22 protein-coding genes and 2 pseudogenes are annotated in these 26,256 nt (G+C 64.7%); 11 read left to right on the forward strand and 13 right to left on the reverse strand.

The features are described 5' to 3' along the window. Positions 1–5 precede the first annotated feature (5 nt). The 3 genes from B4394_RS23455 (at position 6) to B4394_RS23465 (ending at position 4,146) form a co-directional block, all read left to right on the forward strand. On the forward strand, positions 6–566 hold the full coding sequence (locus tag B4394_RS23455; protein WP_502688425.1) for a TetR/AcrR family transcriptional regulator: 561 nt from the start codon (positions 6–8) through the stop codon (positions 564–566). Next, positions 563–1,987: an amidase gene (locus B4394_RS23460; protein ID WP_078312762.1), complete on the forward strand. Its 1,425-nt coding sequence runs from the start codon at positions 563–565 to the stop codon at positions 1,985–1,987. Before B4394_RS23455 ends, B4394_RS23460 begins: the two co-directional genes overlap by 4 nt. Before the next feature lie 119 nt (positions 1,988–2,106). Continuing rightward, a complete protein-coding gene (locus B4394_RS23465) occupies positions 2,107–4,146 on the forward strand; it encodes an alpha/beta fold hydrolase (protein WP_078316423.1) in 2,040 nt (679 codons plus the stop codon). Here B4394_RS23465 and B4394_RS23470 read toward each other — a convergent pair. Genes B4394_RS23470 through B4394_RS23485 form a run of 4 tightly spaced genes read right to left on the reverse strand, consistent with a single transcriptional unit; the run spans position 4,143 to position 9,287 of the window. Then, complete coding sequence (locus B4394_RS23470; RefSeq protein WP_078316424.1) at positions 4,143–5,801, reverse strand: ABC transporter ATP-binding protein; 1,659 nt, start codon at positions 5,799–5,801, stop codon at positions 4,143–4,145. The two genes, B4394_RS23465 and B4394_RS23470, sit on opposite strands and share 4 nt — an antisense overlap. Continuing rightward, on the reverse strand, positions 5,798–6,739 hold the full coding sequence (locus B4394_RS23475; protein ID WP_078312759.1) for an ABC transporter permease: 942 nt from the start codon (positions 6,737–6,739) through the stop codon (positions 5,798–5,800). Before B4394_RS23475 ends, B4394_RS23470 begins: the two co-directional genes overlap by 4 nt. Continuing rightward, positions 6,739–7,764: an ABC transporter permease gene (locus B4394_RS23480; RefSeq protein ID WP_078312758.1), complete on the reverse strand. Its 1,026-nt coding sequence runs from the start codon at positions 7,762–7,764 to the stop codon at positions 6,739–6,741. The genes B4394_RS23475 and B4394_RS23480 overlap by 1 nt, the downstream gene beginning before the upstream one ends. Continuing rightward, entirely contained in the window at positions 7,761–9,287 is a 1,527-nt protein-coding gene (locus B4394_RS23485; RefSeq protein ID WP_078312790.1) for an ABC transporter substrate-binding protein, read from the reverse strand. The genes B4394_RS23480 and B4394_RS23485 overlap by 4 nt, the downstream gene beginning before the upstream one ends. Positions 9,288–9,494: 207 nt before the next feature. On the opposite strand from B4394_RS23485, the gene B4394_RS23490 reads away from it, so the two are divergent. From B4394_RS23490 to B4394_RS23500, 4 genes and pseudogenes are all read left to right on the forward strand, one after another. Next, positions 9,495–10,466, forward strand: coding sequence for an NAD-dependent epimerase/dehydratase family protein (locus tag B4394_RS23490; RefSeq protein ID WP_078316425.1), 972 nt, complete (start codon positions 9,495–9,497; stop codon positions 10,464–10,466). A gap of 120 nt (positions 10,467–10,586) precedes the next feature. After that, positions 10,587–10,664: pseudogene (locus B4394_RS25290) on the forward strand (MarR family transcriptional regulator); the annotation flags it as partial. A gap of 70 nt (positions 10,665–10,734) precedes the next feature. After that, complete coding sequence (locus B4394_RS23495) at positions 10,735–11,748, forward strand: AraC family transcriptional regulator (protein ID WP_078312756.1); 1,014 nt, start codon at positions 10,735–10,737, stop codon at positions 11,746–11,748. A 74-nt stretch (positions 11,749–11,822) separates the two neighbouring features. Next, on the forward strand, positions 11,823–12,350 hold the full coding sequence (locus B4394_RS23500) for a hypothetical protein (RefSeq protein WP_078312755.1): 528 nt from the start codon (positions 11,823–11,825) through the stop codon (positions 12,348–12,350). On the opposite strand, the gene purF is transcribed toward B4394_RS23500, so the two are convergent. The 6 genes from purF to purL form a co-directional block, all read right to left on the reverse strand. Next, positions 12,347–13,861 (reverse strand): amidophosphoribosyltransferase, encoded by a 1,515-nt coding sequence (gene purF, locus B4394_RS23505; RefSeq protein ID WP_078312754.1) that lies wholly within the window; start codon positions 13,859–13,861, stop codon positions 12,347–12,349. The two genes, B4394_RS23500 and purF, sit on opposite strands and share 4 nt — an antisense overlap. A 168-nt stretch (positions 13,862–14,029) precedes the next feature. Further along, the gene (locus B4394_RS23510; RefSeq protein ID WP_078312753.1) at positions 14,030–14,416 is read right to left on the reverse strand and encodes a sterol carrier family protein; all 387 of its coding nucleotides are present in this window, start codon (positions 14,414–14,416) and stop codon (positions 14,030–14,032) included. 44 nt (positions 14,417–14,460) lie between these two features. Continuing rightward, on the reverse strand, positions 14,461–15,063 hold the full coding sequence (locus B4394_RS23515) for a hypothetical protein (RefSeq protein ID WP_078312752.1): 603 nt from the start codon (positions 15,061–15,063) through the stop codon (positions 14,461–14,463). A 67-nt stretch (positions 15,064–15,130) separates the two neighbouring features. Beyond that, the gene (locus B4394_RS23520; RefSeq protein ID WP_139360420.1) at positions 15,131–15,754 is read right to left on the reverse strand and encodes an Rv0804 family intramembrane glutamic endopeptidase; all 624 of its coding nucleotides are present in this window, start codon (positions 15,752–15,754) and stop codon (positions 15,131–15,133) included. Further along, the gene (locus B4394_RS23525) at positions 15,754–17,556 is read right to left on the reverse strand and encodes an alpha/beta hydrolase (protein WP_078316427.1); all 1,803 of its coding nucleotides are present in this window, start codon (positions 17,554–17,556) and stop codon (positions 15,754–15,756) included. The genes B4394_RS23520 and B4394_RS23525 overlap by 1 nt, the downstream gene beginning before the upstream one ends. After that, positions 17,553–19,838 carry a phosphoribosylformylglycinamidine synthase subunit PurL gene (purL, locus tag B4394_RS23530; RefSeq protein ID WP_078316428.1) on the reverse strand — a complete coding sequence of 762 codons (2,286 nt, stop codon included), beginning with the start codon at positions 19,836–19,838 and terminating at the stop codon, positions 17,553–17,555. The genes B4394_RS23525 and purL overlap by 4 nt, the downstream gene beginning before the upstream one ends. Positions 19,839–19,945: 107 nt before the next feature. Between purL and B4394_RS23535 the strand changes: the two are divergent. Continuing rightward, positions 19,946–20,995: pseudogene (locus B4394_RS23535) on the forward strand (hypothetical protein); the annotation flags it as partial. Here B4394_RS23535 and B4394_RS23540 read toward each other — a convergent pair. Continuing rightward, entirely contained in the window at positions 20,992–21,393 is a 402-nt protein-coding gene (locus B4394_RS23540) for a DoxX family protein (protein ID WP_078312748.1), read from the reverse strand. The pseudogene B4394_RS23535 and the gene B4394_RS23540 overlap by 4 nt on opposite strands. Before the next feature lie 108 nt (positions 21,394–21,501). On the opposite strand from B4394_RS23540, the gene B4394_RS23545 reads away from it, so the two are divergent. Continuing rightward, entirely contained in the window at positions 21,502–22,320 is an 819-nt protein-coding gene (locus B4394_RS23545) for a maleylpyruvate isomerase family mycothiol-dependent enzyme (protein WP_078316443.1), read from the forward strand. Here the strand turns inward: B4394_RS23545 and B4394_RS23550 are convergent. Then, on the reverse strand, positions 22,310–23,578 hold the full coding sequence (locus B4394_RS23550; protein ID WP_078312788.1) for a M18 family aminopeptidase: 1,269 nt from the start codon (positions 23,576–23,578) through the stop codon (positions 22,310–22,312). The two genes, B4394_RS23545 and B4394_RS23550, sit on opposite strands and share 11 nt — an antisense overlap. A 42-nt stretch (positions 23,579–23,620) precedes the next feature. Here B4394_RS23550 and B4394_RS23555 point away from each other — a divergent pair, with 42 nt between their 5' ends. Further along, positions 23,621–24,628, forward strand: coding sequence for a Dyp-type peroxidase (locus B4394_RS23555; protein ID WP_078312747.1), 1,008 nt, complete (start codon positions 23,621–23,623; stop codon positions 24,626–24,628). Continuing rightward, positions 24,625–25,422, forward strand: a complete 798-nt coding sequence (locus B4394_RS23560) for a family 1 encapsulin nanocompartment shell protein (RefSeq protein WP_078312746.1) — start codon at positions 24,625–24,627, stop codon at positions 25,420–25,422. Before B4394_RS23555 ends, B4394_RS23560 begins: the two co-directional genes overlap by 4 nt. 97 nt (positions 25,423–25,519) lie before the next feature. On the opposite strand, the gene B4394_RS23565 is transcribed toward B4394_RS23560, so the two are convergent. Beyond that, the gene (locus tag B4394_RS23565) at positions 25,520–26,143 is read right to left on the reverse strand and encodes a hypothetical protein (protein WP_139360413.1); all 624 of its coding nucleotides are present in this window, start codon (positions 26,141–26,143) and stop codon (positions 25,520–25,522) included. Positions 26,144–26,256 lie beyond the last annotated feature (113 nt).

Genomic DNA, 26,256 nt, shown 5'->3' on the forward strand with positions numbered 1-26,256 from the left:
AGAGCATGCTCGACGCTGCGCTGCGCGTGCTTGCCTCGGGCGATCCGGCGGCGGTGTCGGCGAATAAAATCGCCAAGGAATGCGGCGCTACCTGGGGAGCGGTCAAGTACCAGTTCGGTGATATCGACGGACTGTGGGCCGCGGTCCTGCAGCGCACCGCCGAGCGCCGGGGCGAGCAGCCCTGGCGGTCCGATCCGGAGGGCCCACTGGATCGCCGGGTCAGCGCAATCGTCGAGACCCTCTATCGGGGTTTGACCGCACCGGACTCCCGCGCCATCGAGAACCTGCGCCGCGCACTGCCCCACGAATCCGCCGAGCTGGAACGGCTATACCCCCACACCGCCGCCGAGCTGGCGTCATGGAAGCATCGTTGGGCGCGAGCGTGCCAGCAGGCGTTCGAAGGCCTGGATGTGGATCCAGTCCGGGTGCGCGAGGTGGCGGCCTTCATTCCGGGTGCCATGCGTGGGCTTGTGTCGGAAAAGCAGCTGGGAACCTATTCGGATCTGGAGGAGGCCCGTCGAGGGCTCACCAACGCGATCGTCGCCTATCTAGGAGGAATTAAGTGACGCGCACGCACGTCGTTTCGGCATTCACCGAGGACGCTCTCGGCGACCTGGATGCCACCGGGGTGGCCGAGCGCATTGCCTCCGGCGAGGTCACCGCGGCCGAATGCGCCGAGGCCGCTATCGTCCGCTTGGAACGGGTCAATCCGGCGCTCAATGCGGTGGAGTTCAAGGACTTTCCGCGGGCGCGGGAGCGGGCAGAGGCAGCCGAGGCCGGTGCCGGGACGTTCATTGCCTTTCGGGGCGTACCCACCGCGACAAAGTGCAATATCCACGTGGCGGGAATGCCGCTGACAGAAGGCTCAGCGGCGATCGCACCGACGCTGCAGACTGTCGACGGGCCATTCACCCAACAGTTTCTCAGCACCGGTGTCGTGCCCATCGCCTCGACGACCATGCCGGAATACGGCTGGTCCGCCAGCACGGAACGTTCGGGGGGCTCGGTCACCCGCAATCCGTGGCACACGGACTTCTCCGCCGGTGGGTCCTCAGGTGGCTCGGCGGCCCTGGTGGCGGCCGGCGTGGTGCCCATCGCACACGGTAACGACGGCGGCGGCTCCATCCGGATTCCGGCAGCGGTCTGCGGACTAGTTGGCCTCAAGCCCAGTCGCGGAAGACTTTTGGGCGATCCATCAAGCAGCTCGGCGCCCGTGAAGATCGTCGCCGACGGGGTGCTGGTGCGCAGCGTGCGGGACTGCGCGCGGTTCTTCGAAGCGGCCGAACTGCATTACCGCAATCCGAAGCTGCCGCCGATCGGCCGCGTGGACCGCCCGGTGCAGCGCCGGCTGCGCATCGGTCTGTGTATGGATTCCCCTTTCACTCCGGCCACGGATACCGCGACCCGGCAAGCGGTGAATTCCGCCGCGGAAATGCTTGAATCCCTTGGCCACACCGTCGAGCCATATACGCCCGCCGTGCTGCCCTCGTTCAAGACCGACTTCGAGGACTACTGGTCCTTCTTGGCGTTCGCCGTCGCGAAGGGCGGCTCCCGGCTGTTCGACGGATTCGACGGCTCCCGGCTGGACCCGCTGACGCTCGGACTCAGCCGCAGGTTCGTTAGGCGGTCGTATCGCACGCCGCTGTTCCTGGCCCGGCTGGCCGCCTCCGCCCGGGTATACGAACGCGGATTCAACTCCGGTATCGATGCCGTGCTCACTCCGGTGCTCACCCACACCACCCCGCGCATCGGGTACCTCACCCCGGATCAGGATCCCGAGGTGCTGCTGGACAAACTCGGCTCATATGTGGGGTTCACGCCGATGCACAACGCTTCCGGCGCACCGGCGATATCGCTTCCACTCGGCCAGGATCCGGACGGCCTACCCATTGGGGTGATGTTCAGTGGCCGCCGGGGCAGCGAGCGAACATTGCTTGAGCTGGCACTGGAAGTCGAGGAGGCGCGACCCTTCTCGATTCTGGGCTAATCGCCCACCCGGCCACATCCAACCCCCCAGCCGTGACACCAGTCACAAATTGTCAGTGTTGCAACAGAATTGGGACGCTCGACATGCGAGCTACCGGCTGAGCACCTACCGTTTGATTCATGCCGACGGCATCGCACCGAGCGAGCGGTATCTTCCGGAATCCCCTTTCACAACACCCACGCGCAGATGGGCTGCGGGTCCTGCTGGCCACGGCCCTCGTCGCATCATTGGTTCTCACGGACGGGGCGCCCGCCGCCCTCCACGCGACCCCGGCCATTGCGTTGTCCGCTCCGATGACGCTGACGGTGGAGTCCGGGTTCATTTCCCTGGCCTCCAGCTCGACACCACTCGGCCCGGAGCGTGGCGCCTCCGATTCCTCACCTACCTTGACCATCACCAGGCGGGCCACCGTCTCGCTGAATCCGGGCGCGAACGGCCAAGGACTCGACGCGGTGATCACGTCCCAATCACTGACTCCCCCTTCCGCCGCCGACACCCCCACGCCGGGGAGCATCCCGGTGGTCCTGGTACATGGGACCGCCGAGAATCAGCAGTATTGGGATGCGATGAAGACGAGCCTCCACGACGCCGGGATGCAGGCGTTCACCTTCGAGTACGGCCAGACTGGATTCCAGGGCCTCGTCGGGTCGATCGGACAGAAGATCGGGCTGCGCGGCTTCGGTGATGTCGAGGTGTCCACACAGCAGCTCGCCGACGAAGTCGCGACAGTCTTGGACCACACCGGCGCCGGCAAGGTCGACCTCGTGGGCCATTCCCAGGGCGGCCTGCTGATCAAGAATTTCGTGGCGCAGGACAAATCCGACAGAGTGGCCAATGTCGTTCAGCTTGCTCCGTCAACCCACGGCACCACTTTCAGTGGCCTGGCGGACTTCGTTGGCCCTGTGGGCAATTCGATCGACATCAACGGCTGGAAACCGGTCAGGGACGCGATCTACGGGGCCGCCAGCACACTGGCCTGGCCGTCCCTGTCGCAACAAACCGTGGGCAGCCGCTTCCTGGAGAAGCTCGACAAGCTGCCGGACACCAAACCTGGCGTCGACTACCTGGTGGTGAGCACCAAGGACGATGTGGTGGCCACGCCCTACAAGTCTCAATTCATCACCGCGGCACCGGGTTCCACCGCAGTCAATATCGAAGCACACTCCCTGCCCGGCGTGCCGCGGGACGGTGTGGTCGACCACGGCCTGAACACCGAGAACGTCATCTCGGCGGTGACCAACTACCTCAAGTCCAGCCAGTCGGCGCCGCGCTCCGCCGACCAGGTCAAGGCCAATCCCGGCACCACTCTGACCAGGGACGGCGACATGACAACCGTGTCCGAGGGCGGCAAGCTCGTCGCGACTATCGACGACCGGCCCGATGCAAAGCAGGACACCGCCAAGCAATCTCGCGAATCAAGCGGCAAGGCCGCTACCGGCACCACGGTCACCACGCCTTCGGGGGCCACCCTTGAGGTTGCGGGGCGCGATGTCACGCTGAAGCGCAACGGCCAATCGGTCTCCATCAGCGAAACTCACGGTGTGACGGTTGCCAATGGCCCGGCCGAACAGTCATCGGGTACCAAGAGCTCCCCGGAGCCGGATCACCGCGCCAAGGCCAACCGGGGCACCACCGCCACATCCGCCCCGGCGGGGGGTGAGACGAAAGTCAGCGAGTCGCCGGGCACGCCGGATGGCGACAAGAAGCCGTCAGCACATGAGTCCATGAGCGTCACGCCGAAAATCGGTATCGGCGCCAATGGGCTGGCAGGCCGTGGTGGGACAACGGCGGGAGGCAGACCCGCCGACCACCCGACCAGCAGCCCGGCAACCGATTCGGACTCGACGAAGTCGGCACAGTCAGCGAAGCCACCGACGGCGACCGAGAAGAACGGCACGGCCTCCACGAGCGCCGGGGCCGGAACGCACACCTCCGACGGTTCCCCGGCACGCCCCGGAGCGTCGAATACCGTTGGTGGACAACATCCTTCCGCATCCAAGGGCAGCGCCGGTGGATCCGGCCCGACAGCCTCACGATCGGGGGCCGGGACGGGTGACAGCAAGCCCGGACATTCGGACACCAGTTCCAGCTCGGGTACCGGTGACCACAAGAAGGCCACCACCGGAACGTCACACGAGCACGCCGCGGGCGACTCCTAGCGGCTGCGCTGCCGCGCGCGTTGCCGCTCTCGCTGTTCTACGGGATCCGGTACGGGCACGGCCGCGACCAAGGTGCGGGTGTACTCGGTCGATGGGTTGTGCAGAATCTCGCCACGCGGCCCCAGCTCCTCCAGGACGCCATGCCGTAGCACCGCGACCTCGTCGGCCAGTCGATCCACCACCGCGAGATCGTGACTGATGAACAGGCAGGCGAACTGCCACTGACGCTGCAGTTCCTCGAACAGGTCCAGAACCGCTGCCTGCACAGACACGTCCAGTGCACTGGTGGGCTCGTCCGCGACCAGGAGGTCGGGCCCCAAAGCGAGTGCCCGGGCCAGGTTGGCGCGCTGCCGTTGACCGCCCGAAAGCTCATGTGGATAGCGGTTTTCGGTGCCTGCCGGAAGTTGCACCGCATCGATCAGCTCCGCGACGCGGCCCAGAATCTTGCGCTGGTCGCCGTATCGGTGCACCCGCATGGGTTCGGCGATGCAGTCGCCCACGCGCATTTTCGGATTGAGCGAGGTCGCCGGATCCTGGAACACGAAACCGAACTTGGCGCGCAGCGGGCGCAGCTTGCGTTGGCTCATGCCGACGAGCTCCTGCCCGAGCATCCGCACCGATCCCGAGGCGGGCTGCTGCAGCGCGGCCACGCATCGGCCGATGGTCGACTTCCCGGATCCGGACTCCCCCACCAGCCCCAGGGTCTTCCCTCGCCCGATGCTGAAGCTCACATCGTCTACCGCACGGAAGGACGAACGGCCGAGTAGGCCAGGGAATTCCACGACGAGGTTGGACACCTTCAGCACGGGTTCGGCCGATTCCGGACTCTGCGCGGGCGCATGCTCGGGATCTCCTTGCCCCAGGTGCGGGACCGCCGCCAACAACGCGCGGGTGTACGGCTCGGCGGGCTCAGCGAAAAGCCGTTCCACCGGGGCTATTTCGACGACCTTTCCCTGCTTCATGACAACCACTCGGTCTGCGATATCGGCCACCACCCCCATGTTGTGGGTGATGAGCACAATGGCACTGCCAATCCTGTCGCGCAGATCCCGCAGGAGCTCCAGGATTTCGGCTTGTACCGTCACGTCCAGGGCGGTGGTCGGCTCATCGGCGATGATGACCGTGGGGTCGCAGGCGATGGCGATCGCGATGACCACGCGTTGTTTCTGGCCACCCGAGAGCTGATGCGGATAGCAGTCGTAGCGGCGCTCCGGATCGGGCAGCCGCACGAGTGTGAGTAGTTCGATGACACGCGCGCGGGCCTGCGCACGGCTCATATCCGAATGCGCGCGAACGGCCTCATTCACTTGGTATCCGATGGTGAACAGTGGATCCAGTGCCGCTCCGGGCTCCTGGAAAACCATCGCGATGTCCTTGCCACGCATGGCCGTCAGCTCGCGGCCCGACAGTTTGGTGACGTCGCGGCCGTCGAGCAGGACCGAACCGGTAATGCGCGCGGTGTCGGGGAGCAGCCGGATAGCGGTACGCGAGGACACCGACTTGCCCGAACCCGACTCTCCGACGACGGCAAGTACCTCCCCCGGTTTGACGTCAAACGACACATCTTCGACCGCGGACACCGGACCGCTGTCGGTGCTGAACGTCACCGACAGCGACTGGAACGACAGCGCAGCCAACGCTTCCTTCTCGCTCATGCGTCCCCCCGCCGCGTCCGCAGCAGCGGATTGATGACCTCGTTGAGACTCTCGCCCACCAGCGTCATCCCGAGAACCACCAGCACGATGGCGGTACCGGGAAAGACTCCCGTCCACCAAATACCGTTCGCCACATCGGAGAGCGCCTTGTTGAGGTCATACCCCCATTCGGCGGCCTGGGTGGGTTCGATGCCGAAGCCGAGGAAGCCGAGGCCGGCCAGGGTGAGGATGGCCTCCGCACCGTTGAGGGTGATGATCACCGGCAATGACGAGGTGACATTGGACAGGATGTGCCGAAACAGGATTCGCGGGGTGCTGGCCCCGGTGACCCGTGCGGCGTCGACGAACGGCTCCTGTTTGATACCGACAGTGGCGTTGCGTACGACTCGAAAGTATTGCGGGACGAACACAGCCATGATGGCGATGGCCGCGGCGAAAATGCCTCCGCCGGTGCTGGATTGCCCTCCGGTGACCGCGATCGACACCACGATGGCCAGCAGCAGCGAGGGCATGGCGTACAGCGCGTCGGTGACCAGCACCAGCGCACGGTCCAGCCAACCGCCCAGGTATCCGGAGGTCAGGCCCAGGGCCACACCCACCGGCAGGGAAACCACCAGCGAGGTCACGATGACCAGCAGCGCGGTACGGGCTCCGAACAGCACGCGCGAAAGCACGTCTTCACCCCGCACCGAAGTACCGAACCAGTGCTGCCAGGACGGGGCCTGCTGCCGCACGAAATCGATACTGTCCACGCTGGTTTGGGCGAACCCGTACGGCGCCAGCAGGGGCGCCAGTATCGCGACGAGAATAAATCCTGAGACGAGAACCAGGCCCGCCACCAGCGTGAACCGCTGCAGGCCATGCGTGGAACGCAATAGACCCACACCCGGCAGGCTACGGAGCCGGCCCCTGAGGGGTTCCCTGACCGATGCCGTCATCAGAACCTCACCCTCGGGTCGATGAAGGCGACCACCACGTCGATGACGAAGCTCATCACCGCGACGATGATCGCGATCACGGTGACGATGCCCTGCACCGCTACGAAGTCGCGCGCCGAAAGATAATGCGCTAGCTGTGAACCCAACCCATTCCACTCAAAGGCCGTCTCGGTGAGCACGGCACCGGCGAGCAGCATCGCGATCTGCATGCCCATCACCGTGACCACCGGCACTAGCGAGTTCCGGAAGGCGTGCCGCCCCACGACGACTCGCTCGGAAAGTCCGCGGGCGCGGGCAGCGTCCACATACCCCGCACGCAGCGTCTGCAAGAGATTGACGCGCACCAATCGCAGGAACACCCCAGCGGTCAACAGCCCGAGCGCCAGCACCGGTAGCACCAGATGTTTCAGCGCATCCACGAAATACCCACTGTTGCCATACAACACGGTGTCCACCAGCAACAGGTGGGTGCGGTGCGGCATAGCATCCAGCGCGATCTCGGTCCCCACGGTGCTGCGCCCGGATGCGGGCAACCACCCCAGTTTCACCGAGAAGAAAAGCTTGAGCAGGATCGCGACGAAGAACACCGGGGCGGCGTAGAAGAACACCGCCGCCAGCCGCAACAACACGTCGGTGGTCTTGTCGCGGTGCGTTGCGGCCAAACGGCCCAAGGGGATGCCCACCAGCAGCGCCAAGATGATCGCACCGACCGCAAGTTCCAGGGTGGCGGCGCCGTTGACCACGATGATGTCGGTGATCGAGCGCTTGTCGGTCAACGTGCGCCCGAAGTCCCCGCGCAACACGCCACTGAGGTACTCCCAATATTGAGTCCAGATGGGCCGGTCGAATCCCGCGTCAGCCTTGCGCTTGGCGATCTCCGCCGGAGTGAGTCGGCCGCCGGCCTGCGCGGTGATCGGGTCGCCGATACCGCGCATGAGCACGAACACCAGCGTCATCAGAATCCACGCCGTCGGGACGATGAGCGCCAGGCGCACTCCGAGGTAGCGCAGCAGGGTGGTGCTCATGCGGCGCCGCCGGTCTTCGTCAGCGGAGTGAACTGGAATTTGAACGAGGGGCCGAGCTTGATCCCCTCGACATTCTTCACCGATACCGCGATCTGCTTCCCGGTGAGCAGCGGCAGCGTCGAGATGTAGTCGCGCGCCATCAGATCCTGGATCTGCCCGATGATGCTCAGGCGCTTGGCCCGGTCCGGCTCGGTGGCCTCGGCGGTGATGAGCCGCGTAATGGTGTCATTCTCGAAGTGGTTCACCAACATGTTGTCCGGCATGAAAAACGGCGTCAGATAGTTGTCGGGATCGGGGAAATCGGGGAACCAGCCGAACTGATACACGGGGTAGGAGTCCGATGACCGGCGCTCTTGGTAGGCGACCCACTCGGTGGACTGCAAATCCACCTGGAAGAGACCGGATGATTCGAGTTGTCCCTTGACCGCCGCGTACTCCTCGGATGAATTGCTTCCATAGTGATCCGGGTTGTACTGCAGGTTGATCAGCACCGGAACTGGAATTTTGGCATCGGACAAAAACTTTCGGGCCAGTTCTACATTGGGTTTGGCCCCGTAGAGCGTCTTGAACGATTCCACGGCACCCGACATCGAGTCGGGTACCACCGAATAGACCGGAGTGTAGATGCCCTTGTACACGTTGCGGGACAACGCTTCGCGATCGACCAGCGAGGAGACGGCCCTGCGGACGGCCAACTTCTGCGCATCCGTGCCGCCCGGCATGGTCTTGAGATTGAAAACGATGTATCTGAGCTCTCCGCCGGGGCCCTCGTGTACCGCGAGACGCGGATTGACTCGCAACGTCTCGATGTCGTTCGGGGACAAGCTCCGGTACGCGACGTCGATGGCTCGATTCTCGATGTCGATCTTGAGGTTCTCACCACCGGTGTAGTACTTGATACCGATCAGCTCCCATTGCGGCTTACCTAGCCCGCCAACATATGTGGGATTGGCCCGCAGGCCTATCAGCTGGTTCTTGCTATGCGAGGTGATGGTGTACGGCCCCGCAAAGGGTTCGGCGCGCGCAATGGCGTCGTCATCGAGCAGCCGGTCGGGCGGAAAGACTTCCTCATCGATGATGGGCCCGGCGTTGGTGGCAAGCACCTGAGGAAAGGTCTGGTCGTTGGGAAGTTTGAGCCGGAAGTCGACCGTCAGCTCGTCAGGCGTCTCGACGCGATCAAGGTTGGCAAGCAGCGACTGCGGCCCATTGGGATCGTCGATCACGCGCTCACGGTCATACGAGTACTTCACGTCCGATGAGGTCAGCTTGTGCCCGTTGGCGAACACCGTATTCGGCTTGAGCGTGCAGCTGTACAGCGTGGGGTTCTTGAAACCGCAGGACGCCGCCAAATCGGGCTTGAGGTCATCGGTGCCCGGGGTGAAGTTCAACAAGAACGGGTAGACCTGGTTCTCGACCTGGAACGAGCCGTTGTCGTAGGCCCCCGCGGGATCGAGTGTGGACACGCGGTCCGTGGTGCCGACCGTGAGGTACTCGCCATCGACGGCTCCTGGTGGCCGACCCACTCCACATCCGGCAACGAGCAGCACGGATGCGGCCACGGCCAGTTTGCGCATCCGAAGAGTATGGCAACACTTGCCCCAACCTGCTGGGGTGCGGTGCAATACATGTCACAAGACCGACCAAGCGAGCGTTAGGTAGGTTGGTTGCGATCCCGCCGAGCGCGCCAGCGCCCGGCGGTCATGACACCCGAGCCACACAAGGGACAAAGAATGAAGACTGCCGTCACCGGAGCCGCCGGCTTCATTGGTACCAACCTAGTCAATCTCCTGGTGGAGCACGGGCATGAAGTGGTCGCCATCGACCGCGCGGTACCCAGCGCACCGGAGACTCGCGAGGCCGTGACCTGGGTGTCCGGCGATGTTCTCGACCTGGGCTCGATGACGAAGGCCCTCGAAGGCGTCGAGGTCGTCTACCACCTGGTGGCCGTCATCACCCTCAAGCACGAAGACGAGCTGTGCTGGCGCATCAACACCGAGGGCGCGCGCACCGTCGCGCAGGCGGCTCTCGCCGTCGGCGCCCGCCGCATGGTGCATTGCAGCTCTATCGACTCCTACTCCAACAGCGTGGCCACTCTGGACGAGAACTCGCCACGCTCGACGAGTGCCGACCTACCCGTTTACCAGCGCTCCAAGTGGGGTGGCGAGGTAGCGGTGCGCGAGGTCATCGAGTCCGGGCTGGACGCCGTCATCGGCAATCCCACCGGCGTCTACGGCCCGGTGGACCTGCCCAACCTGTCTCGCATCAACCAGCTGTTGTTCGACAGTGCGCGTGGGCGCCTACCCGCCATGGTGAACAGCAAGTACGACCTGGTCGACGCGCGCGACGTCGCGGCCGGGCTGTACCTGGCCGGCGAGAAGGGGCGCACGGGCGAGAACTACCTACTCGGTGGACACATGGGCAGCCTGTTACAGGTGTGCCGTCTGGCCGCACGGCATGTAGGCAAGCGCGGCCCGCTGTTCACGCTGCCGATGGGTCTGCTCAACGCTGCGGTTCCGGTCATCGAACCCATCGGGAAGCTGCTGAAGAACGACGCACTGAGCCGCGCCGCATTCAACAAACTGACCGTATCGCCCACCGCGGACATCACCAAGGCACGCACCGAGTTGGGCTACGAGCCACGCCCGATCGAGACGACGGTCACCGAACTTGTCGACTTCTTCGTCAGATCAGGCCGACTTTAACCCCACCATCACGGCGTTGCCAGGTTCACGCCGAGCGTTCTCTGCGAATTCCCTGGCCCCGCCCGGCGAGGCGAGGCCGAGCAGCAACACTTCGGCACCGGGAAGGTCCGATCTCCCGTCAGGGAACAGACCGAGCTGCTACGCCTACTGACTAAGGTGGCAGAGGCCCTGCGCGCGCATGGAATTGACGTGCCGTAGTACCGGGGTAGTTGAAACTGGCAACAATCTATACCAAGATCACCTCTTGGATCTTGATTCAGGAGGTGACGTGGAGCAGCTGTCTATCCCGCCGCGATGGGGCACTCTGGTGGCGGAATTGGCACAGCAGCAGGGCATGGACGCGGCCAAAATGCTGATGGATGTGCAGGTTTCACCTCGCTTCCTCGCCGGTGAGCCCGCGGTGCTCAGCCCCGAACAGCTTCGCGCCATGGCACGCGAAATCCTCGCCCGCACGGGGGACTTGTCCTTTGGCATTAGCCCGGAACCGATCCCGACCGAGACGCTGCAGATCCTGATGTTCAGCCTCGCGACATCGCAGACAGCCGGTGCCGCTTTTGCCCGCTGGGCAGTGTTCCGCGAGGCCATGCCGCTGATACCGAATATGACGGTGGCCAGATCTGGCGATCTCACGACCGTGGCGGTAGACGCATCGACGCTCAGATTGCACGACGCCACGGTCACGGAATGGGCCCTATCGCTCATCGTCCAAATCTGGAGCTGGTTGATCATGCGGCCCATCTGTGTGGAACGCATTCTTCTCCCCCAGGCACACCCGGCGGGACGATCCGATCGCAGCAACCTCCTCAAGGCTCCGGTCGAATTCGGTAGTGGTTCGGCCGCAATAATTCTGGGCTCCGAACTCCTCGATGTTCCAATTCTGCGTACCGAGGAAGAGATCACGTCTCTCCTCGAGCACCCGGAGCAGCTCTGGTTCAACGTCCGCGATTACCACCAGCAGCTACCCGAGCGTGTCGAGCGAATCGTCGCATCGAGTATCGGGCAGGGGATTCCCAGCGTCGGCGACATCGCGGCGGCGCTGAACATGACGCCCTCTGCGCTCCAGCGTTCACTCCGAAGCGAGTTCGGCACCTCGGTGCGAGAGATCAGAGATACCGCGCTGCGCATTGAGGCCATCAGAAGCCTGGAGGGCGGAACGGAATCTCTGAGCGATCTGTCGATCCGCCTTGGCTTTTCGGAGTTGAGCGCCTTTACTCGCGCCTTCCGGCGCTGGACGGGCGCTTCCCCGGCCCAGTACCGAAACGGCGCACGTTCGGTCAAGTAATTCGCCCAATTCGGTCATCGCACGCTTCCGCTCCATCACATAACCTCGGGCCAGGGAAATCCGAGGGGGGAAGTTTGCTATCGGTTGAACGGCGTTTCGAGTTCTCTCGGAGCCTTGAGGAAATTTCTTCGGTCGCCAGCTTCGAACTGCCATCGGCCAACGACATCGAACCCGGCAATCACGCACCCCTGGCCTTCGCCGATCAGGCTCGTCGGCTCAGTGACTTCGCCGTCGGAGACGAATTCACCACGCAGGCCGGAATCGCCGGTCTCATGACGCCCATTGAATGGGTAATCGTCGAAATCACCCACACGGCACAACTTCTCGCTGCCCGCAGGGGCCGCTACCAGATAACGTCGAAGGGGCTACAGGGCGCGACCGCCACCGTCGTGCTCAACGTCTACGAGCAGACACCGTCGGTCAGGGCAGAGCTGTTCGTGCTGATCGACGAAGTGATCTTGACCGGAGACCTTCAACATTCCTTCATGACGGCACTCGACGGCATGATCGACACCCAAGTCGAGCTCATCAAGAGGAGCTCCGAGATACTTCGGGACGTCACCGTCGTCGAGGAATACCCGCCGCGGGGACGCGAGACTTAACGCGCCTGAACGGAATCCGCACTGTCGCTTGATGTCTCCCGCACGGTCGCCGCGAGCATGTTCTCGACCACGTTCTTGCCGAGCGCCATTTCCTTGGGCAGCTCGATCGGGTAATTGCCGTCGAAGCACGCGCAGCACAACCGCGAACGGGGCTCCGTGGTGGCCGCGACCATTCCTTCGGCCGAGATGTAACCGAGGCTATCGGCACCAATAGCGGTACGGACGCCATCGAGCATCTCGTCGTCCGATTCCACCGCGTTGGCGATAAGCTCTGCCGGAGAAGCGAAATCGATGCCGTAGAAGCATGGCCAGCGCACCGGCGGGGAGGCAATGCGCACATGCACCTCGGCCGCCCCGGCCTCGCGCAGCATCCGCACCAAGGCCCGTTGCGTATTGCCGCGGACAATCGAATCATCCACTACCACAAGCCGCTTGCCGCGGATGACCTCACGAAGCGGGTTGAGCTTCAAGCGGATACCGAGCTGACGGATGGTCTGCGACGGCTGAATGAAGGTGCGGCCCACGTAGGCGTTCTTCATCAGTCCCTGTCCGTACGGGATGCCCGAGCCTTGTGCGTATCCGACGGCCGCCGGGATACCGGACTCGGGCACACCGATCACCAGGTCGGCGTCCACCGAGTGTTCGGCAGCCAGCCGGCGCCCGATATCGACGCGGGTCGAGTGCACAGAGCGGCCGTCGAGCATGCTGTCGGGCCGGGCCAGATACACGTACTCGAAGACACAAGTCTTGGGCGTCGCGTTGGCGAACCGGCTGGAGCGCACCCCGTCGGCGTCGATGGCGAGCAGCTCGCCCGGCTCGATATCCCGGACGAATGAGGCGCCCACGATGTCCAGGGCCGCGGTTTCGGAGGCGACCACCCAGCCGGTGTCGAGGCGGCCCAGGCACAGCGGCCTGACCCCGTACGGATCGCGTGCCGCGTACAGCGTGTTCTCGTCCATGAAGACCAGGCAGAACGCGCCGCGAACAGTGGGCAACAGCGACATGGCCGCTTGCTCAATGGTGGCGTCCGCAGCCCCGTGGGCCAGCAGCGCGCCCATGATGTCCGAATCGGTGGTGGCCAAACCCGGGGTCTTCGAGTTGATTAGGCCCGCATCGCGCGCACGCGTGGTGAGCTCGGCGGTGTTGACCAGGTTCCCGTTATGTCCCAACGCGATTCCAGTACCCGCGGCGGTGGTGCGGAACACCGGTTGAGCGTTCTCCCAGGTCACCGAACCGGTGGTGGAATAACGGCAGTGCCCGACCGCCACATGTCCTCGCATGGCGGCGAGGGTCTGCTCGTCGAATACCTGGCTGACCAGGCCGAGGTCCTTGAACACCACCACCTGCGAGCCGTCCGCGACGGCGATACCGGCGGCCTCCTGGCCGCGGTGCTGCAGCGCGTACAGGCCGTAGTAAGTGAGTTTTGCCACCTCTTCGCCGGGGGCCCAGACCCCGAATACGCCGCATTCTTCGCGAGGGTCGTTTTCCAGCTCGATCGGCTGTGCGGTCACGGTGCGGCTCCCTGGCTGAGTCCTGCGTGGGGTGGTGACTAGTCCAGTTTACGGGGAAGGTTGCTGAACGCAGAATCGGCTGGCCGATCCCCGTAAAACGGCCCGTCGGTGCCGCCATGAAAGTGACCGAGGCCACTGCAGCGTCGGCATCGTGAGGCCCGCCTTGCGCTAGCCCAGCGGTACCAACGGCAGCCAGTCGGCGATCTCGGCAGCACGTGATCCGGACGCGGTGGCGGACCGATCGGCGGTGGCCCGATCCAGCGTCAACAGCCCCGTCGCCAGCAGCAGCCAGGTCCGTGGGGTCGTCTCCACAACGTTGGGTGGGGTTCCCCGGGTGTGGCGGGGACCCGAGATGCATTGCACCGCAACGAACGGCGGAACCCGCACCTCTACCGAGGCACCCGGAGCATCCGCGGCCAGTGTGCGGGCAGTGAACCGAACCGCGTCAGCGAGGACCGCACGCGCCGGTTCGGGCACCTGCGGGTCGCGCAGCCAGTCGGCCACCGCGAGTACGGCCGCCCTGGTCGAGGCAGCATCCGGTGCACGCGCTGGCATGGCCTCCAGCCTATCCGGGGCAGGCCGGGGCCCGGCCCAGGAACCTACGCCCCGTTGCAGATTCCCGAGTCTCGGATGGTGTTGCCGTAGACGGTGGCGGTGGCGATGTTGGCGTTGATGACGCCGGACGGCAGCTGCTGCTTCATCTTGTCGCTGATCTGGGTGAACTGGAACCACAGGTGATAGAAGGAGTCGCCGTTGTAGAGCGGCGAGTACTGGCTCTGATCCGGGTAATTGGTGATGTAGAGGGTGTGCACCCGCGGATCCAGGAATCCGGCCGACTGATCCAGGTTCGCGGTTACCACATTGCCAACGGTGTCCGATCCCGAGGCGGCCCAGACGTCGCGGTGATCGCGCAGATAGTTCTGGAATCCGTATACCGACGCCATCAAGGTGTCGTACTGGGCGTTGAACCATTGGCAGGATTCGCGCAGGGCGGTGAACTGCTCGTCGGTCGCCCGGTTCTGCCACATGTTGAACGGGAAGACCGAGGTGTCCGGCGACCAGTCCGAGGGGTACGGAACAAACACCGGCAGCGAGGCGCCCTGCCCGGGGTCTGCGCCGGCGGGTGCCGCCAGTGCGAGTCCGGCGGCGATCGTCATACCTGCCAGCGCTGCACCAGCCCTGCTTCTCCAGTTCGAGGCCATCCGCCGATTATCTACAGCCGATACCCAGGAGTCCGGACTTCGGGGAAAAACCGCACTACATCCACGGTCACAGTGGCCCGCGTTTCGTCCGTTGCACGGCCAGTGCGGCCAGCGCGCCGACCTCATTGAGGGCCAGATGGGCCAGTATTGGCGCCGCCGCACTGCCTGACCGCTCGCGCAACCAGCCCAACAGCCAGCCGAACAAGCCAGTGACCAGCACCGTCGCCGGGACGGGATCTCCCGCGGCGCGAGCGGGCCGGATATGCGCGAGCCCGAACGCCGCGGCCTGCAACACGCCGCCCAGCCTCGTGCCGCATGCCTCGACCGCGAGCGGCTGCAGCACCCCGCGGAACGCGAGCTCCTCCGACCACACCGTGCCCACCGGAATGTGCAACCCCAGCCAGGCCGCCGGATGAAGGTCGATATCGCGCTCCCGCATCGACGTGCGCACCGGCTTCAGCGCCGGTGAGGCACCGACCGCCGCGGCGACGGCCGATGCGGCGACTCCGCCCAGACGCAGACCGGCCCCCAGCTGTGGCTGCCGCAGCCCGAGCGGTGCCCCCGTGACGGCAGCAAGGGCGGTGCTCATGCCCGCCCCGATCAGTGGGCGCCAATGCTGTGGGAACCGTTCCAACAGCGACGGCCAGGCGACGAGAGCAACAGCCAGAACCCAGGCTCGGGCGCGAACGATCACGTGTCGGGGCCGTCGAGCGACGCGGTGTCGACGAGAGCCTTCCGGATGCGTTCGGTGTCCTGCGGGGTCCAGCCCTCCGGCGGAGCGATGGCCGCCCAGCCGTTGACCGACGAGATGCCGTAGTTGTGGCCATGCCCGTCGGGCACTCCGACGGCGTTGGCCAGGTCGGCCGCCACCTGCCAGAAGGTGACGATGGGGTACCAGCGCATGGCGGCGGAGCGGTCGCCCACCGGCGCCTCCTTGAGCCAATCCGGTTCACTGAACAGCAGATCCGTGGACCACCACGTCACCGGATCAGACGGATGTTGCACGAAGAGCACCCGTGGGTTCTGCCACGGTGGTCTGGCGAGCTTGTCGATATCGGGACCTATCGCGAAACGCGCCGTGAATCCACTGTCGTATACGGGAAGGGCTTCCAGGGTGCCGCGGTCCCGTTTGGACACCAGTTCATTCCAGATCTGGCTGAAGTTCGGCGGACCGGTCCACAACACGCCGTCGACGCCCGCCGTACGGATATCACCAAGACCATCGAATGCCCCTTGTCCCGCAAACGATCCCAAGCTTTCGCCATAGATGAGCAGCTTGGGACGGTGCCCTTGGGGCTGCTGCGCCCAGCGCTTCTGAACCGTGTCGACCAACAGCCTGCCCGAGGCCAGCGCCTTCTTCTTGTCGGCCAGGAACGAGATCCAGCTGGGCAGGAACGAGTACTGGGTGGCGACGATCGCGGTGTCGCCGTTGTACATGAGCTCGATACCGCGCGCGGCAGCGGGCGTCACCCAGCCGGTGCCGGTGGTCGGGACGATGATCAACGCCTTGCGCTCGAAGGCCTTGGTGCGCTCCATTTCCCGCACCAGGATGTCGGCCCGCTCCTCCGCGGTGTCGGCGGTCTCGAGTCCGGCATACACCCGAATGGGTTCCTTGGCCCGGCGACCGTTCACCTTGGTCAGCTCGTCGGCATGCAAACCACCGGAGACAAAGTTTCGTCCCTCGAAGCCGAGAGTTTCCCAGGCGGCCAGTGACGCCGGGCTTCCGGAACGCTCCGGCTGTATGGGCTGTTTCACCCCGGCCCGAGTGGTGTCGTTATGCGGACCGAAAGAGGCGTTGGCGGCGGAAAAGAAGCCGCGCACCAGCACGCCGTTGAACAGCATGATGGTCAACACCGCCACGATGGCGGTACCGATGAGCAGCGACACTTCGCGGCTGAGATGCAAGCGGCGAATAAAGAATCGCGCCAGCAGCCGAACCAGATCTCGCAACACTCGGGCCACCGATATCAGCAGTGCCCCAAAAGCAATCGAAACAAGGAAGGACTTGGAGTACTCGAGGGTGGATGGTCCCTGCGTCTCCATGAGGGTCGCGATCTGTCGTTGCCAGCGGGCAGCTGGGACGATCATCGCCAGCGAGCACACCGCCGACAGCAGCACCACTCCGAGCTTGGTGGTCACCATCACCCGGTCGCGCAAGGGCCACCATGTCTGGTGGCGGAGCCAGAAGCGCAGTACCAGCTTGGAAACAGCGACACCAATGCCGTAGCCAATCGTCGCGGTGGCACCACCGATCAGGCCCTGGAACAGCCAGGTACGCGGCATCAATGACGGCGTCAGCGACAAGCAGAAAAACAAGGCGCCGAACGCTATTCCACAGAAATCCAGCCGCAGCAGATTCCACGCCCAGGCCACCAGGGGGTGCCGGTGCTCTAGATGTTCCTCAAGCTCCTGGAACGCCAGCCAGCTGCGGCCAATCCAGTCATCGGGATCGACGGTGCTTGTCGTGACGGGGACTCCAGGAGTCTCGCTCATCCGAACAATCCGGGCAGCACACCTTCGTGAATCTCGCGCAGCTCGGCCAAGGTGATCGAGAATTGTCCCTGTACTTCAACGGAATCCGAGCCCTGATCGACAACGCCGATGCGGACGGCGGGCAGCTGTCGCGCCTCACACATCGCCACGAATCTGCTCTCCTCGGTGCGCGGTACGGCGACCAGCACCCGCCCGGCGGACTCGGAGAACAACGCCGCAAAGGGGTCGGCTCCCTCGGGAAGCAGGATGCGGCAACCAGTTTCACCGGCCAGTGCCGACTCGATGACGGCCTGGATGAGCCCGCCCTCGGACAAGTCGTGTGCGGCGGACACCAGCCCGTCCCGCGACGCGGCGGTGAGAACCTGGGCAATCAGCTGCTCGCGGGCGAGGTCGACCTTCGGCGGAGTGCCGCCCAGGTGATCGTGTGCCACCTGCGCCCAGATGGAACCGTCGAATTCATCGGCGGTGTCACCCAGCAGGATCAGTGTTTCGCCGGGCTCGGTGCCGAATCCCGTCGGGATACGCCGGTTCACATCGTCGATAACACCCAGCACGCCAACCACCGGAGTGGGCAGGATGGGGGTGGTGCCGGTCTGGTTGTAGAAGCTGACGTTGCCTCCCGTGACCGGAATGCCCAGCTCCACACAGCCATCGGCGAGGCCGCGGACCGCTTCGGAGAACTGCCACATGACACCCGGGTCCTCCGGGGAGCCAAAGTTCAGGCAGTTGGTTACCGCGACAGGGGTGGCGCCGGAGGCCGCCACATTGCGGTACGCCTCGGCAAGTGCCAACCGGGCGCCGTTGTAGGGATCGAGCACGGTGTAGCGGCCGGAAGCATCGGTGGCCAAGGCGATTCCGCGTCCGGTTTCCTCGTCCACCCGAATCACGCCGGAGTCGGCGTGTTCGGCGAGCACGGTGTTGCCACGGACGTACCTGTCGTACTGCTCGGTGATGAAGGCACGGCTGCACAGGTGCGGGCTGCCGATCATGTCCAGCAGCGTCAGCCGTAGCTCGTCACCGGTGGCCGGGCGCGCCAAACCTGCTGTGCTGTCAGCGATCAACGCATCCTGCGTGTCTGGCCGGGCCACCGGGCGCTGATAGACGGGGCCCTCGTGTGCGACGGTGCGCGGCGGCACATCCACGACGGTGTCGCCATGCCAAGTGATCCGCAGCCGGTCGCCATCGGTGACCTCGCCGATGACGGTGGCCAGCACATCCCATTTCCGGCACACCGCCATGAAGGCGTCCACGTTCTCCGGGGTCACCACGGCGCACATGCGCTCCTGGGACTCACTGGAGAGCACCTCTGCCGGAGTCATTCCGGTCGCGCGCAGCGGCACCTTGTCCAGGTCGATGTGCATGCCGCCGTCCCCGGCCGAGGCCAGTTCCGATGTGGCACAGGACAAACCGGCACCGCCGAGGTCCTGGATGCCCACCACCAGATGCGCGGCGTACAGCTCAAGGCAGCACTCGATGAGCACCTTCTCGGTGAACGGGTCGCCCACCTGCACGCTGGGAAGCTTCTTGCGTGAGGCGCCCTCGGCCTCGTCGCCGCCGAATGTCTCGGAAGCCAGCACCGACACACCGCCGATGCCGTCCAGCCCCGTGCGGGCACCGAACAGGATGATCTTGTTGCCGGCGCCGGAGGCGAAGGCCAGATGTAAGTCTTCCTTGCGCAGCACCCCCGCACACAGCGCGTTCACCAAAGGATTCCCGGCGTAGGAGGCATCGAACACCGTCTCCCCGCCGATGTTCGGCAGCCCCAGCGAGTTGCCGTAGCCGCCGATACCGCGCACCACGCCGTCGAAGACACGACGGGTGTCTGGGGCATCGGCAGCGCCGAAACGCAGTTGATCCATCACGGCGATCGGCCGAGCGCCCATGGCCATGATGTCGCGAACAATGCCGCCCACACCTGTCGCGGCACCCTGATAGGGCTCGACGTACGACGGGTGGTTATGCGACTCGACCTTGAAGGTGACCGCCCACCCGTCGCCGATGTCCACCACTCCGGCGTTCTCACCGATTCCGGCGAGCATCGCCGAGCGCATCTCCTCGGTGGTGGTCTGCCCGAAGTAACGCAGGTGCACCTTGGACGACTTGTACGAGCAGTGCTCGCTCCACATCACCGAGTACATCGCCAGCTCAGCATCGGTGGGACGGCGACCGAGGATCTCGCGGATGCGCGCGTACTCGTCGTCCTTGAGCCCTAATTCAGCGAAGGGCTGCGGGTGATCGGGGGTGGCTGTTGCGTTGTCGACCGTATCAACCCGTGAAGTCACGAACAGATTCTAACGTCGAACCCGCCTCGCCCTCGCTACGCGCCATATTGGCCGTACAGGACGGCTATATCGGTCGGCGGGATCATCCCGGTCGGATTCGCGATCATGCTCGCGCTCGCTGGACCACATGTGCCGACCAGGCCCGTCATACTCGGAAGATGCTCCGTGCAATTTTGCTGGTCGCGGTGGGGATCCTGACGGGTTCATCCCTGCTGGCCGCGAGCGGATGCGCGGCAGGCCACACCGACCCGTCCCGTCCGATCGCCCAAGCGATCAACGGCCTGCCCGGTGTGGAGAGCACCACTCACAGCTTCTCAATCGGCTGGTATGACACGTTCACGGTGCATCTGGACGCCAACGTCCGGCCGGAGATCACGCCAGAACAGCTCACGGCAATCTGGGAGGTCTTCACTCATCGAGTAGAGGAAGCCGGGGCCGGCCACGCACATGTCAACGTCCGGCTGACCATCAATGACTGCCCGCCCCCCGTCGCTCGGCCGGGCAGCTACTGCGGTGAGATCTCCGAGACCACCGACATGGAAAGTGCCGAACCCGTGCCCAACTGGCAAGAGTGGCGGGCGCTCGTCCGGGGGCACTACGCAAACGCCATCCGCGTGAAGACCAGTCATGTGAACGGCCAGTCTCACAAACAGATCACGGTGACGTTGCCGCCATCGGCCGATGACACGCCGAGAGAAGCCCGCGCACAAGACTTCTCGTCCCTCTTCCGCCGTATCGCCACTGACTTCCCGGGCCTGCGCGAGGCAGCATGGACCGCCACGGGCGGACAGACACCGGCAAACGTGAGCAATCTGGAACTCGGTACCTCGCGGGGATTACCCACCGACGCCGAGTTAGGTCTCTGGGAAGCACTTTCTGCCATTGCTCCGGTCAAGATGAACCTCGTGAGGGACTCCGGCACCAGCGACGAGAAGTCATTGGTTACCGTCACGCTCCCGGGTGCCGGTGAGGCCAATTGGCGACGCGCAGCACTGAGCCAGCTGATGCTGCTCAGGGCGTATCAGCATCGGGTCAAGTATGAGGCGACATACGGCAAGGACACGCTGACAGTCGTTGTCGGCGGCTGCTCACCCGAGTTCGATACCGGGTCCGCGTTGCAGAACGAGCTTCGCCGGTGGTTCGAGACCTGCTCCTAGCGATCTGACCCGATCAGCACCTCCAGCAGTTCACGCCGGCGCAGGATCATCGCAGCCCAGATCAGCAGTCCGAAGCCGACCGCGAAGACCACCGCGAACCACACCTCCTCGTGCATATCGATCGTGACCGCGCCGCCCAGGTAGGCCGTCAACCCCACGGCACCGAGCACCGAGGTACGGGGAATGGCCCACACGATGGTGCACGCCAACAGCACCCAGCCGATGAGGGCGGTCTGATACGGCGGGAAACCCAGCTGCTCAGTGGCCTTCTGGGCGAACTCCGCGCCGAAGATCTTGGGTATGGCGTCTCCCAGGAGGAACAACAGGATGATGCCGCTCAGTGCGATACCGATCTTCTCCGGCGTCGTTTTCTCACTGAATGTGGATGTGACGGACATGAGATTCCTTTCTCGAAATCCCCGATGAAACAACTCTAGAGAGACCGACCGACACAATCGATGAAATTCATCGCTCAGGCCTCCACCGGCTCTCGTAGGCTCGTGGCCATGACCGTCACGATCGTCGCCAAAGATCCCGTCGTCGCCGCTCTGGGTGCCGAGTGGGCCGCGCTGGACGAGCTGGGCGCTGCTCTCACCGATGAGCAATGGGCCGCGTCGTCCGTACTGCCGGGGTGGACCGTCAAGGACGTCATCGCGCACGTGGTGAGTACCGAACGTCTGCTGTCGGGCGATCCGATCCCCAGTACCGATGAAGCCGTCGCCGCTCTTCCGCACGTGCATAATCCCGTCGGCGTCCTCAACGAACGGTGGTTGACTTACTACCGCAAGCTGCCACCCGGGGCGGTGCTGAACGACTTGCGCACCGTGACCAGCGCGCGCCTGGCAGTCCTTGAGGGTCTGTCCCAGGACCAGTTCAACGCCGAGACGGTGACCCCGGTGGGACCGGAAAGCCATGGCCGGTTCATGCAGATCCGTGATTTCGATTGCTGGATGCACGAATTGGACGTGCGCGACAGCCTCGGGTTGCCCGCACCGGCAGACCCGGTGGCGGCGACGCCCGCGCTCACCGAGCTGATCAATGCGCTGCCGTTCCTCATCGGGAAGCGGGCAGGCGCACCTCAGGGCAGCCGGGTGCGCTTCGTACTCACCGGGATTGGCGCACAGAAGGTGGACATCGAAATACCCGACCGGGCGCGCATTGTGTCGGCGCTCTCGGGCACCCCACATGTGACGCTTACCGCCGACACCAGCGAATTCGCCCGGCATCTGGGCGGCCGGGCCAGCGCGAACCGCAATGGCTTCACGCTCGACGGCGATCCCGACCTGGGTTGGAAGATCATCCCCAACCTGCGCTTCACGATGTAGCGGGTAGCTCCAGAAACGCTTGCAGCGCATCGGAATACATCGGCACATCACGCGCGCCCATCAGCTCACGCACCGAATGCATGGCCAGCGTCGCGGCTCCCACGTCGACGGTGACGATGCCGGTGTGTGATGCCGCGAACGGACCGATGGTCGAGCCGCACTGCATATCCGCGCGATGCTCGTACCGCTGGACCGGAACCCCGGCCCGCTCACAGGCCAGGGCGAAGGACGCCGCACCCCGACCATCGGTGGCGTAGCGGACATTCGGGTGAATCTTGATCACCGGTCCGGCGTTGACGGCAATCTGGTGGCCCGGTTCATGCCGATCCGGATAGTTGGGGTGCGTGGCATGCGCCATATCGGCCGAGACCATCAGCGAGGCGGCCGCACGCCGCAGGAAATCCTCCCGGGTGCCGTTGCTGGACAGCACGATGCGCTCCAGAACCGTCGACAACAGGTCCGAGTGGGCGCCGTGATCAGAGACAGAACCGATCTCCTCGTGATCGAAGAGCGCCAGTACCAGCGTCGAGCTGGACTCGGCGGCCAGGAATGCTTCCAATCCGGCGTAGCAGCTGGCCTGGTTGTCCAAACGCGGTGCGCTGACCAGGCTCTCGTCGGGGCCGATGAGAGCGGCCGCGGTCAGATCATGTGCCATCAGATCGCGCCCCAAAATATCGGCCGCGGCGACCCCCAGCTGTTCTGCGATGAATTCGTCGAAGCTGTGCTCACCGCTCCACACGGAGTTCACATGCCATTGCGGGTCGATCACCCACTTCTTGCGTTCCTCGGCGCTGACCATGTGGATCGCCAGGTTTGGCACCCGCAGGATTGGCTGCTGAATGCGAATCAGCGTTGACCGCACCGTATCCCCATCGCGCACCAGCACCCGTCCGGATAGCCCCAGATCGCGGTCCAGCCAGGTCTGCACCCACGCTCCGCCATAGGGCTCCAGAGCGACCATGGGCCAACCCGCTTGCACGCGATCGGCATTGGCCTTCACCCGCAGGTTCGGGCTGTCGGTGTGAGCGCCGATCACCCGGAAGGAGGAGTTATCGTCTGCCATGTCCACGCCGCGCCAGGCCACGATCGATCCCGAGCGCACCGTGAAGTAGTCACCCGAGTGCCCCGGCCAGCGCTGCGCCTCGAACAGCTCGGTGAAGCCTTCCTGACGGAGGCGCTGCGCCACCGTGTCCACGGCGTGAAACGGCGACGGCGAGGCGTCGATGAATTGGCACAGTCCTGCTGCGGTCGCGGTCACGCTTCCCATGATGGCTGACTGGATTGGGTCTAGGGTCGAGGCGTGACCGATCCCGTGCCACAGCCTGTTCTGGAACCGCTGTCCTCGTCGGCCATTTTCTTGGTGGTGACCATCGACGACGGTGCCGAACAGGCAGTTCACGATGCGTTGCCCGATGTGTCCGGCCTGGCCAAAGCCATCGGATTCCGCGATCCGGCACGGCGATTATCGCTGGTCACCGCGATCGGATCGGATGCCTGGGACCGGCTCTTTTCCGGTCCGCGCCCCCACCGGCTGCGGCCGTTCCAGGAGGTGCGTGGTGAGCGGCACACTGCCCCGTCCACACCCGGTGACCTGCTGTTCCATATCCGCGCGAGCACCATGGACCGCTGCTTCGCATTGGCCGCGCGTATCACCACCGCCCTGGCGGGCGCCATCACCGTGGTGGACGAGACACACGGTTTTCAGTACTTCGACAACCGGGACCTGCTGGGTTTTGTGGACGGCACCGAGAATCCCGATGGCGACGAAGCCGCCTCGGCCGCCCTCGTCGGCGCCGAGGATGCCGATTTCGCCGCCGGCAGCTACGTGCACATCCAGAAGTACCTGCACGATATGGCCGCCTGGAGCGCGCTGCCCGTCGACGAGCAGGAGAAGGTGATCGGCCGCACCAAACTCGATGACATCGAATTCGACGATGCCGTGAAACCGTCGAATTCGCATGTGGCCCTGAACGTCATCGAGGACGACGAAGGCAACGAACTGCAGATCCTGCGTCGCAACATGCCCTTCGGCGAACTCGGGAAGGCCGAGTTCGGGACGTACTACATCGCCTACTCACGCACCCCGGATGTCACGGAACGCATGCTGCACAACATGTTTGTCGGGGATCCGCCGGGGAACACCGACCGCATCCTGGACTTCTCGACTGCGGTCACCGGCGGGCTCTTCTTCGCGCCGTCCGCCGACTTCCTCGACACTCCCCCGCCGCTGCCCACCCAGGTAGCCGCGAAATCCACTGAATACCAAGGATCCCTATCCATCGGCAGCCTGAAAGGAACGTCGGCATGAACAACCTGTATCGCGAACTCGCACCCATCACGGACGAGGCGTGGGCGGAGATCGAAACCGAGGCCAGCCGTACCTTCAAGCGCCATATCGCCGGACGCCGGGTGGTTGACGTCAGCGAGCCGGGCGGTCCCTCGAGCGCGGCCGTGAGCACCGGACACCTACTCGATGTGGCGGCACCCGCCGACGGCGTGCAAGCCCACCTGCGGGAAAGTAAGCCGCTTGTGCGGCTGCGCGTCCCCTTCACCATCAGTCGGTCCGCCATCGACGATGTGGAGCGCGGCTCTCAGGACTCCGACTGGGACCCAGTCAAGGAGGCTGCCAAAAAGCTGGCGTTCGCCGAGGACCGCGCGATCTTCGAGGGGTATCCCGCCGCCTCGATCGTCGGTATCCGCGAATCCAGCTCCAATCCCGAACTCAAGCTGCCCGACGATGTCCGCCAGTACCCCGACGTCGTCGCGCAGGCGCTCTCGGAACTGCGGCTGGCGGGTGTGGACGGCCCGTACTCGGTGCTGTTGTCGGCTGAGGAGTACACCAAGGTGAGCGAGGCCTCCGATCGCGGGTACCCCATCCGCGAGCACCTTCGCCGGTTGGTCACCGGGGAGATCCTCTGGGCGCCGGCGATCGACGGCGCACTCGTGCTGAGCTGCCGCGGCGGGGACTTCGATCTGCAGCTGGGCACCGATGTCACCATCGGGTACCTGTCCCATGACGCCGAGAGCGTGCAGCTCTACCTGCAGGAGACCCTGACGTTCCTGAGCTACACCGCCGAGGCGTCGGTCGCGCTGCTGCCCTAGGCAAGCCCGGGCTCTCCACACACTCATGTGTGCCCATCTTTGAGCGACAAAGCAATTCGCTGTCTTGCTGGTCACTCAAAGGTGGGCAACAGGAAGATCAAACGGCCTGGAGTTTCCCGATCGCCGAGTGCACCACCTGGTCGAGCCTCGCCTGCCCCTCACCCGCATCCCACGCGAACGATCGCACGACAACGAGCAGCCCACGAACCCGGACCCACGTCACCAGCTGCCCTGGGATCTCCTGGTCCATGTCGGCCGGCCGCATCAGCACTGTGACCGACGGATACGGCGCGGTGTTCGGGCCGGGCGCGGACGAAACCTGCACCGACGCGGTGCCCGTCTCCAGGGTGTTGAACCCCTGCGCGGGCGCGATGGACTTGGCCCAGGCGATCATGTCGGCCCCGGGGTTCTCTTTGCCGTAAAGAACATCGACAAATTCCGTACAGCGCGACAACGCTTGCAAACGAACCAGAAAGTTGACCTTGGCGCCATTCGCGTCGCCAGCCTGGTGACACAACTGGTCACCACTACTGGTTGCGCCGGCGAGATCGTCCTTCTCCACCTTCCAGTCTGCGGGGATGGCGTCGTCGGGAAGCAGCAACATCAATTGTGAGCTCGGCTTGTCCGCCAGGCTGCCGTCTGCCCTGGCCGGGCTCGCGAACCCGATGACCGCAATCACCATCGACATGGCCGCCGCCATACCGCGCCTTTTACGCCTCACTGACCACCCCATGAACATGCTCCTCCCTAAGTTGGTGGGAGCATAGCTGGAAGATCGCCAAACTGCATAACAGCCCAGACCTAGACGCACACCGCAGCGGAATTCGACTTTGC

The sequence above is a fragment of the Mycobacterium sp. D16Q16 genome, assembly GCF_002013745.1.
In the GTDB taxonomy this organism is placed as follows: domain Bacteria; phylum Actinomycetota; class Actinomycetes; order Mycobacteriales; family Mycobacteriaceae; genus Mycobacterium.

Excerpts from the sequence above, each read along its gene's own strand:
- B4394_RS23455 (WP_502688425.1), top strand. The coding sequence starts at position 6 with ATGCTCGACGCTGCGCTGCGCGTGCTTGCCTCGGGCGATCCGGCGGCG.
- B4394_RS23465 (WP_078316423.1), top strand. The coding sequence starts at position 2,107 with ATGCCGACGGCATCGCACCGAGCGAGCGGTATCTTCCGGAATCCCCTT.
- B4394_RS23470 (WP_078316424.1), bottom strand. The coding sequence starts at position 5,801 with ATGAGCGAGAAGGAAGCGTTGGCTGCGCTGTCGTTCCAGTCGCTGTCG.
- B4394_RS23475 (WP_078312759.1), bottom strand. The coding sequence starts at position 6,739 with ATGACGGCATCGGTCAGGGAACCCCTCAGGGGCCGGCTCCGTAGCCTG.
- B4394_RS23480 (WP_078312758.1), bottom strand. The coding sequence starts at position 7,764 with ATGAGCACCACCCTGCTGCGCTACCTCGGAGTGCGCCTGGCGCTCATC.
- B4394_RS23490 (WP_078316425.1), top strand. The coding sequence starts at position 9,495 with ATGAAGACTGCCGTCACCGGAGCCGCCGGCTTCATTGGTACCAACCTA.
- B4394_RS23510 (WP_078312753.1), bottom strand. The coding sequence starts at position 14,416 with ATGCCAGCGCGTGCACCGGATGCTGCCTCGACCAGGGCGGCCGTACTC.
- B4394_RS23515 (WP_078312752.1), bottom strand. The coding sequence starts at position 15,063 with ATGGCCTCGAACTGGAGAAGCAGGGCTGGTGCAGCGCTGGCAGGTATG.
- B4394_RS23525 (WP_078316427.1), bottom strand. The coding sequence starts at position 17,556 with ATGAGCGAGACTCCTGGAGTCCCCGTCACGACAAGCACCGTCGATCCC.
- B4394_RS23540 (WP_078312748.1), bottom strand. The coding sequence starts at position 21,393 with ATGTCCGTCACATCCACATTCAGTGAGAAAACGACGCCGGAGAAGATC.
- B4394_RS23545 (WP_078316443.1), top strand. The coding sequence starts at position 21,502 with ATGACCGTCACGATCGTCGCCAAAGATCCCGTCGTCGCCGCTCTGGGT.
- B4394_RS23560 (WP_078312746.1), top strand. The coding sequence starts at position 24,625 with ATGAACAACCTGTATCGCGAACTCGCACCCATCACGGACGAGGCGTGG.